The sequence below is a fragment of the Weizmannia sp. FSL W8-1119 genome (assembly GCF_038008605.1).
GTDB classification, from domain to species: domain Bacteria; phylum Bacillota; class Bacilli; order Bacillales; family Bacillaceae_C; genus Weizmannia; species Weizmannia coagulans.
The window spans coordinates 2,940,516-2,954,834 of sequence record NZ_JBBOZL010000001.1 but is presented as its reverse complement, the minus strand read 5'-3'; the positions used below and the strand labels follow the sequence as shown (position 1 = coordinate 2,954,834).

The 14,319-nt window shown below is 48.3% G+C and carries 10 protein-coding genes; all 10 read right to left on the bottom strand.

The features are described from left to right. Positions 1–14: 14 nt before the first annotated feature. Entirely contained in the window at positions 15–1,682 is a 1,668-nt protein-coding gene (locus NSQ19_RS14425; protein WP_340703088.1) for a glycoside hydrolase family 13 protein, read from the bottom strand. Next, entirely contained in the window at positions 1,679–3,961 is a 2,283-nt protein-coding gene (locus NSQ19_RS14420) for a glycoside hydrolase family 65 protein (RefSeq protein WP_340703087.1), read from the bottom strand. Before NSQ19_RS14420 ends, NSQ19_RS14425 begins: the two co-directional genes overlap by 4 nt. A 29-nt stretch (positions 3,962–3,990) precedes the next feature. Beyond that, positions 3,991–4,833, bottom strand: coding sequence for a DUF1189 family protein (locus tag NSQ19_RS14415; protein ID WP_340703086.1), 843 nt, complete (start codon positions 4,831–4,833; stop codon positions 3,991–3,993). 96 nt (positions 4,834–4,929) lie between these two features. Further along, complete coding sequence (locus NSQ19_RS14410) at positions 4,930–5,781, bottom strand: sugar ABC transporter permease (protein WP_340703085.1); 852 nt, start codon at positions 5,779–5,781, stop codon at positions 4,930–4,932. A gap of 1 nt (position 5,782) precedes the next feature. Continuing rightward, complete coding sequence (locus tag NSQ19_RS14405) at positions 5,783–7,090, bottom strand: sugar ABC transporter permease (protein WP_340703084.1); 1,308 nt, start codon at positions 7,088–7,090, stop codon at positions 5,783–5,785. A gap of 300 nt (positions 7,091–7,390) precedes the next feature. Beyond that, complete coding sequence (locus tag NSQ19_RS14400; RefSeq protein ID WP_340703083.1) at positions 7,391–8,662, bottom strand: extracellular solute-binding protein; 1,272 nt, start codon at positions 8,660–8,662, stop codon at positions 7,391–7,393. A gap of 129 nt (positions 8,663–8,791) precedes the next feature. Next, positions 8,792–10,597, bottom strand: coding sequence for an alpha-glycosidase (locus NSQ19_RS14395; protein WP_340703082.1), 1,806 nt, complete (start codon positions 10,595–10,597; stop codon positions 8,792–8,794). 19 nt (positions 10,598–10,616) lie between these two features. Then, complete coding sequence (locus NSQ19_RS14390) at positions 10,617–12,308, bottom strand: glycoside hydrolase family 13 protein (protein ID WP_340703081.1); 1,692 nt, start codon at positions 12,306–12,308, stop codon at positions 10,617–10,619. 160 nt (positions 12,309–12,468) lie between these two features. Continuing rightward, the gene (locus tag NSQ19_RS14385; protein ID WP_340703080.1) at positions 12,469–13,425 is read right to left on the bottom strand and encodes a LacI family DNA-binding transcriptional regulator; all 957 of its coding nucleotides are present in this window, start codon (positions 13,423–13,425) and stop codon (positions 12,469–12,471) included. 6 nt (positions 13,426–13,431) lie between these two features. Then, positions 13,432–14,115 (bottom strand): beta-phosphoglucomutase, encoded by a 684-nt coding sequence (gene pgmB / locus NSQ19_RS14380; protein WP_340703079.1) that lies wholly within the window; start codon positions 14,113–14,115, stop codon positions 13,432–13,434. Positions 14,116–14,319 lie beyond the last annotated feature (204 nt).

Genomic DNA, 14,319 nt, shown 5'->3' with positions numbered 1-14,319 from the left:
CCGCACGCAAAAAACTATTTTTCCAGATAGTAAATGGCCGCTTCATACGGGCGGAACAGCGTGCTTGTGCCAGTATCTTCATAGTTTTCAAGCACCAGTTTCCAGTTGTCATCCGGTTGATCAAAGCTTACTGTGTTTTCGCTTAAGTTGGCGGCAACGAGCAGTTTTTCCGATTCATTTTCCCTCGTGTACACGTACAAATGCGGATGGTCCGGCATCAGCAGCTCATACCGGCCGTCTGTAAACACATCGTATGAATGCCGCAGCTTAATCAAAGATTGATAGTAATAAAAAATCGAATCAGGCTCTTGAAGCGCTTTTGCCACGTTGATCTCCGAATAGCGGGAATTGACTTTAAGCCACGGTGTTCCGGTTGTAAAGCCGGCATTCAAACTGCCGTCCCACTGCATCGGCGTCCGTGCATTGTCGCGTCCTTTTTTTCGGACAGCTGTTAAAAATTCATCTTTCGACATGATTTGGTTTTCCATCACAAGCTCTTGATAAGCATTCCGGATTTCAATGTCATCATATTCTTCGAGTTCGAGATCGGCGTTCACCATCCCGATTTCTTCCCCTTGATAAATAAAAGGGGTCCCTTTCAGCCCGTGCAAAATGGTGGCAAACGCTTTGGCACATTCTGCCCGGTACGTTGTATCATTGCCCCAGCGCGATACCACCCTCGCCTGGTCATGGTTTTCAAAATAGAGCGCATTCCAGCCGGTATCCGCGAGCTCATATTGCCAGCGGGAAAGGATTTGTTTCAATTCGACCAGGTCAAAAGGCTTCAAAGCCCATTTGCCGGCAGGGCTGCCCGGTTTCGTATCGACATCCATATGTTCAAAATTAAAAATCATATTGAGTTCATGGCGGTCCGGCCCTGTATATTTCCTGGCGATTTCGACATCGGATCCGATGGCTTCCCCGACAGTCATGCAGTCGTATTTTGACAGCACTTCGCGGTTCATTTCCTGGATGAACGCATGGAGGCGCGGCCCGTTTGCATGATACTTGCCAATGCCGTATTTTTGCCCTTCCGGAAGTTCATAATCAGGAAAATCAAGAAACTTGGAAATCGAGCCGATCACATCCATGCGCCAGCCGTCCACCCCTTTATCCATCCAGAACTTCATCATATCGTAAATCTCTTTCCGCACTTTTTCGTTTTCCCAGTTTAAGTCAGGCTGTTTCTTTGAAAAATAGTGCAAATAGTATTGCCCGGTTGTTTCGTCGTACTCCCAGGCGGAACCGGAAAACATCGAACCCCAGTTGTTCGGAGGGGTGCCGTCCGGTTTCGGGTCTTTCCAAAAATAAAAGTCGCGGTACGGATTATCCTTCGATTTCCGGCTTTCGACAAACCAGGCATGTTCATCGGAGGTATGGTTCACGACAAGATCCATTACGATTTTAATCCCGCGTGCATGGGCTTCGTCAAGCAGGCGGTCCATATCTTCATTTGTCCCGAACATCTTGTCGATCTTGCGGTAGTCACGGATATCGTAGCCATTGTCATCCTGCGGCGAGTCGTACACCGGGCTGATCCAGATGCAGTCGATCCCGAGTGTTTTCAAATAGTCGAGCTTATCCATAATTCCCCGCAAATCGCCGATCCCGTCACCATTTGTATCATAAAAACTGCGCGGGTAAATCTGGTAAACAACGGCTTTTTTCCACCATTCTGTCATGACAGCTTATACTCCTTCGTGTACGTATTTGTTAGATGGATGAATTCCCCATATAACTTCAATTGAAGCGGTTTGCCTTCCAGAAGGGAGACGGCGACTTCTCTTTTGTTCACTTTTACTTCAAGGAGGCGGTGCCGGTAATTGACTTTGAATGCGTATTCACCCCAGTCTTTCGGCAAAAACGGCGCAAACGACAAGGTTTCATGGAAGGTGCGCATGCCGGCAAACCCGTGGACAATGGAGAGCCAGCTTCCGGCCATGGACGTGATGTGCAACCCGTCTTCCGTATCATGGTTATAGTTGTCAAGATCAAGCCGGGACGTGCGTTTATACAGTTCGACCGCTTTGTCTTCTTTCCGGAGCTCAGCCGCCAGAATCGCATGGACGCAAGGGGAGAGGCTCGATTCATGGACGGTGAGCGGTTCGTAAAATTCAAAATGGCGCCGCTTTTCCTCTATTGTAAACTCATCATTGAAGAAATAAAACCCTTGCAGGACGTCTGCCTGCTTAATATAACAGGAGCGGAGGATCCGGTCCCATGACCAGTGCTGGTTGAGCGGCAGGTCTTCTTTCGGGAGGCAGGCGGCCGGTTTGATCGGTTTATCCAGGAAGCCGTCCTGCTGCAGAAAAATGCCCAGCTCTTCATCATACGGGAAATACATCCGGCCGATAATATCCTGCCAATGCGCGCGTTCTTCATCCGTAACATTCAGCGCGGCTGCTTTTTCCGCACCGGCAAAGTCAAGGGACGCAAGGGTGTATTTAAGCGTCCAGACGGCAATTCGGTTTGTGTACCAGTTGTTGTTGACGTTGTTTTCATACTCGTTCGGGCCGGTTACGCCATGGATCATGTATTTTTGCTTTCGCTCGGAAAAATGGACGCGGTCGGCGAAAAAGCGGCTGATGCCGACGAGGACATCAATCCCGTACTGGCTGATGTAGGCTTTATCGCCGGTGTAATTGACATAATTGTAAATGGCATAAGCAATGGCGCCGTTCCGGTGAATTTCTTCGAATGTGATTTCCCATTCGTTATGGCATTCGATTCCGGTAAAAGTGACCATCGGGTATAAAGCGCCTTTCAGCCCGAGTTTTTTTGCATTTTCATACGCCTCGGGGAGCTGATGGTAGCGGTAGAGCAGTAAATTTCTTGTGACTTCCGGCGCGGCAACAGACAGATACATGGGTACGGCATAGGCTTCTGTATCCCAGTACGTCGCGCCGCCGTATTTTTCGCCGGTGAAACCTTTCGGGCCGATGTTTAAGCGCGGATCATCGCCGTAATAGGTCGAAAAAAGCTGAAATAGGTTAAAGCGGATCCCTTGCTGGGCTTCCGGATCGCCGGAAATGCGGACGTCTGCTTTCTCCCACCGTTTATGCCAGGCTGCTGCGTGCTCCTCATATAGCTTTTCGTACCCGTTTTCCAAAGCCTGTTCAAGCAATTCGTAGGCGCGGGGGAGGAGCGCATCCTTTTCATAGTCCCGGCTTGTCGTGACAGAAACCATTTTATCCAGAAGGAGCGACTCGTTTTCGCCGAGCGTTTTTTCATATACATAGCCGGCATAAAGCGTATCCGACTCACAGGAAGCAAGCGTTGCCTCCGTCAGATTGCCCATGGCGGCGGCTACGGTAAAACGGGGAACGCCAAACGGGTTTTCAATTGTTTCCGTGACAACCGCGGCCTTGTCTTCCGTTGCCTCAGACCGGATTTCCGTCCAGAACATTTCATCATAATTGGCGTCTTCGTTTTTGACATTGCCGTCCAGGAAAGGTTTTAACGTGAGTACGGCCGGATTGCCAAGATTGGTGGCACGGATTCGGATCGCGGCAATTTCTTTATGGACAATGCTGAAAAAGCGTTCAAATTCAATTTTGACTTTCTTGCCGGACTTTTCGACAAGATAGGAATGGCGCAAGACGGCATTTTTCATATCAAGTTCCAGCTGAAATTGTTCGAGCGGGTCCAGAAACAGGTCAATTTCCTCTTGATCAATCCAGACGCGCAACCCGGCAAGATTGACCGCGTTAATGACTTTTCCGAAATAATCGGGATAGCCGACTTTCCACCAGCCCACCCTTGTTTTATCCGGGTACCAGACCCCTGCAATATATGTGCCCTGGTGATGATCCCCGGAATAAGACTCCTCGAAATTTCCGCGCATGCCCATATAGCCGTTTCCTAAAGAAGTGATGCTTTCCTGAAGCCGGATATGTTCACGGTGGAGCTTCGTTGTTTTTAAAGTCCATTCATCTACATCGAAAAGCCGGTTGTAATACATTAGAAATCCTCCTCGTCAGCATCTTGTACTTACATGTCGTCCGTCAGAAATTTTGTTTTTAAAAAAATCATCGCAATGAAAAGCACCATGCCCAGTGATTGGATCATCATCATTGTTGCAGCACCTGCGCCGGAAAAGCCTGCCAACATGGCAATAATGGACGGAACCCCTGCTGCAGACAGCGTAATGGTTGCAGCCTGTTTCAATGACCGGATGCCGGAAAAACTTGAAAAACGTGTCAGGCAAAGTATCAGGGACACCGCCCCCATCAATAGCATATTGCTGAAAAGAAACAGGATTCCGATCAGGCATGAAACAAGCGGAATCAGGATGACTTTATGTTGCCGGAACCAGAGAGCGCCGGCAAAAGAAGCAAGATCACGGCCGTTTTGGATGATGATCTTCTCGTTTCCGGCCGGGTAGCGGACGGAAAAGCCAAAGCCGTTTTCATCAGCCAGAATGAGCCGGTCTTTCCGGAAAAGGAGCGCATTTTTGTAATGCGCGACTTTTGTATGGTAACGGCTTTCCGAAACGGCCGTGGTTTTGCGCGGATCAAAGGAGATAATCGTATCTCCGTGCTCCTTTGTCCACGCGTTGCCGGATTGGAGCACGCCGTTTTGAAAGGAAAGGACGGCGTTCTGCCCGGTATACCCGGTTTGTATCGCTGCATTTAAATGCGGCGCCACTTGCTCTAAGCTGATATTTCCTGCCCGCGCAAAAGAGAGTGAAAGCGGGGCAATCAGGCAGGCGTTTAAAAAGAGAAAAATGAGAATCAGTTTCCAAACGTTAAGCGCACCCCGGTACCGGAAAATTTTTACAGGTGAAACGATCATCGCAAAATAACCAGCAGGGAATCTTTGAATCTGTTCCATAAGCAATCCCACATTTCAATAAAGTATGCTATGTTTTTTACAAGTTTTTTCCGCCCGGGCCGGCAGCTGTTAAAGCTGTCCATCCCGTTACGCCCTTTATCCTTTTGTGCCGCCCGACGTCAGCCCGGATACAAAGTTTTTTTGCAGGAAGAAAAACAAAATACAGATTGGCAGCGCGGCTAAAATGGCGCCGGCAGCAAAGAGCGTCACCTTTTGCTCGGTCGGGTTGGAAATAAATTGCTGGAGGCCGACTGCCACGGTTAAATGTTCCGGTGTCCGGAGCAAAAATTTGGCCAGCAAAAAATCCCCGAACGGCCCCATAAATGCCCAGAGTGCCTGGACGGCAAGCATCGGTTTAACAAGCGGGAGCACAATTTGCCAAAATACGCGCAAATGGCCGGCCCCGTCAATTCTTGCAGATTCGTCCAAATCGCGCGGCACCGTATCGAAATACCCTTTCATCAGCCACGTATTCATCGGAATGCCGCCGCCAACATAAAGCAAGGTTAAAAACCAGTACGTGTCCAGCGCGTCCAGGATATTCGCCAGTACATAAAATGCGGTCAGGGCCGCCATTGTCGGAACCATTTGGATGATCAGGAAAAAGACAAGGCTGTACTTTCTTCCTTTAAAACGGTAGCGGCTGTAAGTGTAGCCAGCAAGGGTCACGATGACGACCTGCAAAACCATCGTTGCAACCGCGATGATAAGCGTGTTTTTATACCATTCCGGATACAGCGTATGGGTAAACAGCTGGCGAAAATTGTCCAATGTCCAATGGGAATGAAAATCCAGCTGGAAGGAAACGATATTGGATTCCCTGAAAGCAGACGCCGCCGTAATCAGCAGCGGATACAGAATGATTACACTTAAAAGAATTAAAAACGCATAGGTGAAAAACCGGTTCCAGAAACGGGTGAATTTTTGATTTTTCATTAACGCCTTCATCCTACATCATCTCCTCATTGCCGAAAGCGTTCGTCTTTTTAAAGGCGATCATCGAGACGGCAATAACAATAAATGAAATCATAAGGGTAATCGCCGCTGCCATCGCGTACTGCGGCGATGTCCCGGTCGTCAGTTTATAAATCCAGGAAATTAAAATATCGCTCGTCCCGGCTCCCGCTCCGACACTGCCCGGCCCGCCGTTATTAAAGAGATAAATAATCGTGAAGTTATTGAAATTAAATGTGTACTGGGTGATCAGAACAGGCGCGGTGGCAAATAAAATCATCGGCAGGGTAATCCTGCGGAACTTTTGCCAGAAATTCGCGCCGTCAATGATGGCGGCTTCGTATAAATCGCCCGGGATCGACTGCAGGACGCCGGTGACCATCACATAAATATACGGGAAACCGAGCCATGTCTGGATCATGATCAAGGCCACTTTTGTCCAGAACGGATCCGTTTTCCACGAGATGGCCGGAATGTCGGTAAACGGAAGATGGTTGAGCAGCGGAATGACCTGGGCATTGATGGCGCCGATACTGTCATTGAAAATATTGGAAAAACTCATAATGGTAATAAAGGATGGCACCGCCCACGGTAGCAAAAAAATGATCCGAAACAGCTTTTTCCCTTTGATAAAAGGCTGGTTTACCACACAGGCTGTTAAAATGCCGAGCACAATCTGGCCGGTGGTCGCGCATAATGTCCAGATGATTGTCCAGCTGAACACACTTGTAAACGTGGCCCGATACGAGCTAAGTGAAAAAATATTTAAGAAATTTTTGATCCCGACCCAGTCAATTAGGCGGAAAGGCGGAATATGATAAAAATCATAGTTTGTAAAAGCAGTGAACAGCGTCACAAGCACCGGAAAAATGATCACGAATGTCATGGCCACATAAGCCGGAATCGTCAGCAAATAAGGGAAGCCTGCATCCCATGCATTTTTTAAAATGGCCTTGGCAGATGTGTTGGCTGTCCCCTTTAAGTTCCAGATGGCGGCAACACGCCGGGCATCATAAATATTCAGCAAATAAAAAGCAAGAAAAATGGCGATCAAGATGATTTGCAGGGAACCCTTGATCAGCAGAAACAGCGAATGGTCAACCCGCGGGACAGAACCCAGCGTGATAAAATCGTTTATTGCCGGGATGCCTGCTATGACCATTTGGATGACAAAAAGGATAAAAATGGCCAGAAAAAGGACGCCTTTAAAAGGCTGCTTGTTATAAAACTGGCCGAGCCCCGGGATCAGGGAGAAGAGGCCGGCTTTTCGGACATCCTTCAGTTTATTCAGTTCGGTTTCCATTTTGATCGCCTCGTTTCTATATTGGTCTTTCCAAAAAATCCCGCTGGCAGATTTTCATGCTGCAGCTATAGAAAATGAGCGAAATATGGCTACTTTGTGCCTTTTGCAATAGATGACTTGGTCTCAAGTCCATGTGATACAGTGCTGCATTTTTGCGGCACGGACACCTTTTGAAAATATTTCATTTTTTGTTGGCAGCAGATTTTTGTGGTCCGGGTGCCAATCTTGAAAATACGCGCAGTTGACTTATGTTACTAAACCAGGTGGAGCGTATCCCCACCTGGAAATGAATAAAGCGGTCTATTTATTGGAATACTTTTGGGCAATATTGTCTTTGATCGTCTTCACCGCTGCATCGGCTGCCTGCTTTGGTGTTTTCTTGCCGCTCGCTGCGTCAAACATCGTCGATTCCATACCGGTCCAGACTTCTGCCATTTCCGGAACGTTCGGCATCGGCTGGGCGGATTTGTACTGTTCAACAACCGCTTTTGTCAGTTCGTCATTTGTCGCAGCCGCTTTTTCGCGTGCAGCCGGGTTGGCAGGGATTTCTTTATATTTTTCATAGAATTTGTAGCTGTTTGCAGAGTTGGTGACGTATTGAATCCATTTTTCCGCAAGTTTTGGTTCTTTCGTATAGTTGGAAGCGACCCATCCCTTTCCGCCGCTGAATGCTTCGTACTTGTTGCCGTTCGGAAGCGTCGGGATCGGGGCTGCGCCGTAATTTACTTTTGCTTTCGCGTAGGTTTCCGCCGACCAAGGACCGTCAATGACGGCAGCTGCTTTGCCCTTTGAGAATTCTTCTTTTACAAAGTCGCCGGAGCTTTTTGTATCTTTCATTCCTTTCGGCCAGATATCCTTGAACCAGTGTGTGGCGTACGTAATGGCTTTTACGGAACCGGCATTGTTTAATCCGATATCTTTTGTATTTGTGCCGTTATCGCCGAACACATAGCCGCCGTAACCTGCGAGCAAGCCGTAAGAATAGTAGAAGTCCGTCCATTTAACAAGGAACCCTGTATTCTTTCCGGATTCGGATGAAAAATTATATTTGCTGTCTTTCGCCAGTTTTTCAAGGTCGGCAAATGTTTTTGGCGGGCTTTTCAACAAATCTTTGTTGTAATAAAGGACGAGCGTTTCAATAACGAACGGGACGCCGTAAACTTTGTTGTCGATCATGACTTGGCGCTGGTCTTTTGCATCATAGGCGCTGACATCTTTTTTGGACAGTTTAAGCAGATGCCCCTGCTGGCCGAGGCCACCGATCCGGTCATAAGAAGCGAGCATCACATCCGGGGCTTTTCCTGCCGGGCCGTCCAAAGGCAGTGCTTCCAGCTGGTCAAACATCGGCTTTTTGACCACTTTTACAGTACAATTGTTTTTCTTTTCAAAATCGCCCTTAATACTGTTGACATAATCGGCATATTTTTCTTCCACGGAAACCGTAAGCGTCTTTTTGCCGCCGCTGTCTTGAGAAGATCCGCTGTTTGTTTTTTTCGATCCCCCGCACGCGGCGAGCGCCATGATGACGCCCAAGACAAGCGTAAGCACGAACAGCTTCTTGAATACTTTCATTTTATGAACCTCCCTTTTTTGGTACAACTTTATTATAGAAGAGAGGGGAAAACGGTTACAACCTAAAATTTTCTGTTAACGGTAACAGAATGAAAAGCCCCTGCCAAGATTCAGGCAGGGGAGGGAGGGTCAGTCTGTTATTTCCAGAATTGCAAAGTCCATTGGCGAAAGGACAAGGGTTTTGTTGGGAACCGGTTTGTTGTCCCAAACGTTTTTTGCGGTGCCCGGTTTTACATCCAGCTCGCTCCACGGGATGGCCTGTTCCTGGTCCGACCGGTTAAAGGCAAACAGCAAGGTGCATTTTTCCCCTTTGCGCAGGAAGCTGACCACTTGTTTTTCGTTATCGGTTTTCAGCCAGACGAGATCGCCGTATGTCAAGGTTTGTTGATGGTCTTTCCGGAAGCGGATCAGCTTTTTCATAAATGCGAGCATGTCGCGGTCCTGCTTGTCTTCATCCCAGACCATGCATTTCCGGCAAAGCGGGTCACCTGCGCCGTCTATTCCGACCTCCGTGCCGTAATAAATGCACGGCGAACCGGTATGCGCGAACGTAAAGGCAAGGGCAAGCTTCACCTTTTGCTTGTCGCCGCCTGCCTTTGTCAAAATCCGCGGGGTGTCATGGCTGTCAAGCATATTAAACAAAGCCTCGTTGTTGGACTGCATATAATGCATAAACTGCTGGTTGAGGCTGTGCATCAGTTTTTCGGCGGAAATTTTTTCATCCACAAAGTATTCAATTATTGTCTGCGTAAATGGATAATTCATGACCGAATGAAACTCATCGCCTAAAAGCCAAGGCCATGCATCATGCCAAATTTCGCCGAGAATAAAAACATCTGGTTTCTCGCCTACAACGGCCTGGTGGAACTTTTTCCAAAAAGCATGGTCGACTTCGTTGGCGACATCAAGGCGCCAGCCGTCGATGTCAAATTCACGGATCCAGTAAGTCGCAATATCGAGCAAATGCTGTTGCACTTCGGGATTGGCCGTATTCAGCTTCGGCATGCTTGTCGTAAAAGCAAACGTATCAAATGAGAGCGTATCCTGCCCGTCAATGTTCCCGTTTTCGCCTTCGCGGACCGGGAAAGAGTGGATATGGAACCAGTCTTTGTAGCGCGATTTCTCCCCGTTTTCTAGCACATCCTGCCACTGTTTTGAATTTTTCCCGATATGGTTGAACACCGCATCGAGCATAATCCGTATCCCGCGTTTGTGGGCTTCTTCCACCAGTTTGCGGAATGTTTCTTTATCGCCGAAATGTGGGTCAATCGTAAAATAGTCGAATGTATCATATTTATGATTGGAAGGGGCTTCGAAAATCGGCGTCAAATAAATCCCGTTAATGCCAAGATCGGCGAGATAATCGAGATGGCCGATGATCCCCTCGAGGTCGCCGCCGAAAAAGTCGTCCACGCCCGGGTCTTTGCTTCCCCACGGCAGGGCATTTTCCGGAGAAATGGCGGGATTGCCGTTTGCAAACCGTTCAGGAAAAATCTGGTACCAGATGGTGGACTTCACCCAGTCAGGCGCCTTGAACATATCGGTTTCGTGCATAAACGGAAATTTAAAATAATAGTCAGGCACCCGCAGTGTATCTTCATTTGCCGGGTAAAAGCCGCGCCCGCCATAAAAAATGTCGCTGCCATCCGTGCCGATAAGGATAAAGGCGTACTGCAGGCGGCGGTGCGGCGGGCGGACTTCGGCAAACCAGACATCGTGCGCCTCTGTTTCAGTCTTTTTTTCCATTTCGAGGCGTTCAGATTCCCAGTGGTATTCCCCGTCTTGCTTTTTTTTAAATAAATACGGGTCTCCCCAAATGAGGACGGCTTTCTGAATATCCCCTTTTTTCGTGCGCAGCTTCAGGTGCATCGTTTTTTTGTCATATACATACGCATCCGCGCTGAACGGCTGATGAAAAATTCCTGCAAGTTCCATCTTTTCTCCTCCTCTTATGCTACATTTGTAATAAGACAAAGCATTCAAAAGGCGATAGCATCAGTTTGCTTGGCACCGCTTTGCCGCGATCGCCGTTGTTATTGAGCAGGCATGCCCATCTGTGGCGGGTAAGCTCCGGGCAGGTAAAGGTCTGCAGTTTTTTCGATGTATTGCAGACAACCATGGCACAGCTGCCTTCATGCTTCCGTATATACGCGTAGATGTCCGGGTCCTCATCAGCGAGCATTTCCCAGCTTCCGGCCGTAAAGACAGGCATGGTTTTTTTCAGTTTGAGCAGCTTCCGGTAATAATGCAGCACGGAGCCGGGATCTTTTTCCTGCGCCGCCACGTTTACGGTCCGCGTATCTTCATTGATGCCGAGCCACGGAGCATATGTAGAAAAGCCGCCGTATCGATCACTGTTCCACTGCATGGCGCCTCTTGAAGTATCTTTGGAACGCTGCTGCACCATTTTTAAAATTTCTTCCTCCGAATAGCCTTTCTTTTTCGCAATTGTGGCGAGCCCTTTGATACTTGGGTCTTCATAGTCTTCAAGCCGCGGGAGCTTCAAATTCACCATGCCGATTTCTTCGCCCTGCAGCAAAATCGGCAGCCCCCACTGCAAATACATCAAAGTGGCAAGCATCTTTGCGCTTTTTTGCCGGTATTTGCCTTCGTCCCCGAAGCGCGACAACGCCCGCGGCATATCATGATTATTCCAGTAGAGCGAATTGAAGCCTTCCCCGTACAGGTCATTTTGCCACCGGGACATCGCTTTTTTAAAAGCAAGCAAATTCCATTTTCCCTGTTGCCAGTTTTGCGGAATGCCGGGTTTTTTTGCTTCCGTGTCAAACCCCAAGTAGTTAAAGGTAATGATGCAGTCGCATTCTTCGCGGTCCGGCCTTGAATAAAGCCGGGCAAGCTTCGTGTCGGCGGAAGCTGTTTCCCCGATTAAAAAAGCTTCCGGATGCTTCGCTTTAATTGTACGGTTAAATTCACGGATATAATCATGGACACGCGGCAGGTTGGCATAATACTGTTCTGCAAGCACAAACGCTTCTTCCGAGTTTGTTTTAACGGGAAGAAAACGGGTGTCCTTTGCCAGGTGAATGACCGCATCCAGCCGGAATCCATCCACACCTTTATCCAGCCAGAATAGGGCGATTTTTGCCATTTCTTCGCGCACTTTTTTGTTCTCCCAGTTCAGGTCGGGCATTTTATCGCTGAACAGATGAAAATAATATTGCCCGGTCTGCTGATCAAAGGCCCATGTGCTGCCGCCGAAAAAGCTCGCCCAGTTCGTCGGTTCACGCCCTTCTACTGGGTCATGCCAAATGTAGTAATCCCTGTACGGATTTTCTTTACTTTTCCGCGCTTCCCGGAACCACGGGTGGCGGTCTGACGTATGGTTCAGCACAAGGTCCAGAATGATTTTGAGCCCGCGTTTTTTCGCTTCCTGAATCAGACGTTCCACATCTTCCATCGTGCCGAAAACCGGGTCGATTTTTTCGTAGTTGCTGACATCATAGCCGTTGTCCACATGCGGCGATTCAAAAATTGGATTGAGCCAGATGGCCGTTGCCCCGAGATCGCGGATATAATCCAGCTTTTCAATGATGCCCGGGATATCGCCCACGCCGTCCCCGTTTGAATCTTTGAAACTGCGCGGATATACCTGATAAATGACATCTTTCCACCACGCATCTTGCAAAGCGGTTCACCTCCACGTTTCTTCTATACTCTTTCAACGTATCATCACCCCTTTATGCGGAACAAATTTTTCAGCGATGTTACCGTTAACAAAATACTTTTTACGGGTTTGATTGGCCCAAGCCCATCCTGAAAAAAATAAGCAACCGGTGTAAGACTGCTTATTCACAGACGGTGGAGGGGCGGATGACCACTTCCGGTTCAAAAAACCGGTGCCCCTGGGATTTCCCGTTTTCCTGAATTTTTTTCAACAGCATACGTGCACACGCTTCCCCCATTTTTACAACGGGCTGGCGCACGGTTGTAATATGGGGGGCGGAAATCCGGTCAAGAAACACCCCGTCAAAACCGGTGACTGCAACCTCACTTGGTATGGCGAGCTGCAGCGATTGGGCGGCTCTGATCACACCGAGGGCAATCCGGTCGCTTGCGCATACAAACGCGCATCTTTCCTTCCGGCTGGACAAAATTTTTTCCGCTTTTTGTTGGGCGGCGCTTGAACTGTTTTTGACCCTGCAAAGAAACGGCGGCAATCCGTTTGCTTCGGTTGCATCCAGATAACCTTTTTGTCTCGCAAACATAAACGGTTCTTGCAGGTCAATGCCGAAAAAATAAATTTTTTTAAATCCGCGGCGAATGACATGCTCTGTTAACAGCCGTACGCCTTTTTCATTGTCCACATCAATAAAATCAAACCCTCTGTCATTTTGCCCGAATAAAATCACCGGTTTGGAAAATTCTTTTAAAATGGTATCAAAATCCTGGCTGCGGACACCTGTTGCAATCACGCCGTCGCACTGGCCGATGTCCTTCGATTTCCGTGTGACCAGCTGAAGCGAGTAGTGGTTCCGGTCCAGCTCCCTGGCAATGCCGGCCAGCAAGTTCATATAATACGGCTCTGTCGTGTCCATTTCTTCCAATATCAGGAACTTGATGACCTGGGTGCGGTTGGAGACGAGGGCACGCGCCGCATAATTGGGCACATAGTTCAACTGCTCCATCGCCTCATACACCAGTTTTTTTAAATCATCTCTAACCTGTTCGGGGTGGTTAAGGACCCGTGAAACCGTCATTTTGGAAACATTCGCCTGTTTTGCGACATCGGAAATGGTAACCATGACGCCTCATCCTTTATTTTTCAGAAGAAATGCGCTTTCAATTTTTTCAAAATCAAGGTCCCGGGTTCCTTCAACAAGGAAATCCGCCTGCTTCATTTTATCCGGCGTGCCGACTCCGACTGCAAACATGCCGGCCGCTTTAATGGCCTGGATCCCGGCTTCCGCGTCTTCAATCCCGATGCAAAAGGCCGGATCCGCGTCCAGCTTGCGGGCGCCGGTTAAAAAGATTTCCGGATCCGGCTTTCCGTGCTGAATGCGGGCAGCGTCCACGATTTCATCAAAATAGGAAGCTATCCCCAGTCTGTCAATTACAAACATGGCGTTTTTGCTCGCGGAAGCCAGCGCTGTTTTGATTCCCCTTTTCTTTATATCTTCGAGCAGGTTTTGGATGCCGGGAAGCAAATTGGCAGGGGAAATTTGGCGGATCAGTTTTTTGTAATACTCATTTTTCCTGTCCGCGAGTTCGTTCAGCTTTTCTTCGGAAAAGGAAGTCTCCGGCCGGGCGTTCTCCAATATTTTCTTTAAAGAGTCCATGCGGCTAAGCCCTTTAAGCGCTTCATTAAAATGGCGGTCAAAAGGAACCTGCAGCTCATCAGCTAGCTTTTTCCATGCTAAGTAGTGGTATTCCGCAGTATCTGTGATGACCCCGTCTAAATCAAAGAGAACTGCTTGGATATGTGATGCTGCCATTGACAATTCTCCTCCAACTTATAAGTTTGATTGCTTTTATGATAAGTATACGGGAAATTTCTCTTGAAAACTAGGGAACAAATACAAGTTGCCTGCTGAAATCAGCCGAAAAGGCGAAAAAGATCCGGAAAAAGCGAAAGAACCGGCGAAAAGGGGAAAAACCCGGTGCACTTCGAAAAGCGCGGTTTAAATGAAAGGATTCCA

Coding starts and splice junctions, on each gene's coding strand:
- NSQ19_RS14425 (WP_340703088.1), bottom strand. CDS start 1,682: ATGACAGAATGGTGGAAAAAAGCCGTTGTTTACCAGATTTACCCGCGC.
- NSQ19_RS14420 (WP_340703087.1), bottom strand. CDS start 3,961: ATGTATTACAACCGGCTTTTCGATGTAGATGAATGGACTTTAAAAACA.
- NSQ19_RS14415 (WP_340703086.1), bottom strand. CDS start 4,833: ATGGAACAGATTCAAAGATTCCCTGCTGGTTATTTTGCGATGATCGTT.
- NSQ19_RS14410 (WP_340703085.1), bottom strand. CDS start 5,781: ATGAAGGCGTTAATGAAAAATCAAAAATTCACCCGTTTCTGGAACCGG.
- NSQ19_RS14405 (WP_340703084.1), bottom strand. CDS start 7,090: ATGGAAACCGAACTGAATAAACTGAAGGATGTCCGAAAAGCCGGCCTC.
- NSQ19_RS14400 (WP_340703083.1), bottom strand. CDS start 8,662: ATGAAAGTATTCAAGAAGCTGTTCGTGCTTACGCTTGTCTTGGGCGTC.
- NSQ19_RS14395 (WP_340703082.1), bottom strand. CDS start 10,597: ATGGAACTTGCAGGAATTTTTCATCAGCCGTTCAGCGCGGATGCGTAT.
- NSQ19_RS14385 (WP_340703080.1), bottom strand. CDS start 13,425: ATGGTTACCATTTCCGATGTCGCAAAACAGGCGAATGTTTCCAAAATG.
- pgmB (WP_340703079.1), bottom strand. CDS start 14,115: ATGGCAGCATCACATATCCAAGCAGTTCTCTTTGATTTAGACGGGGTC.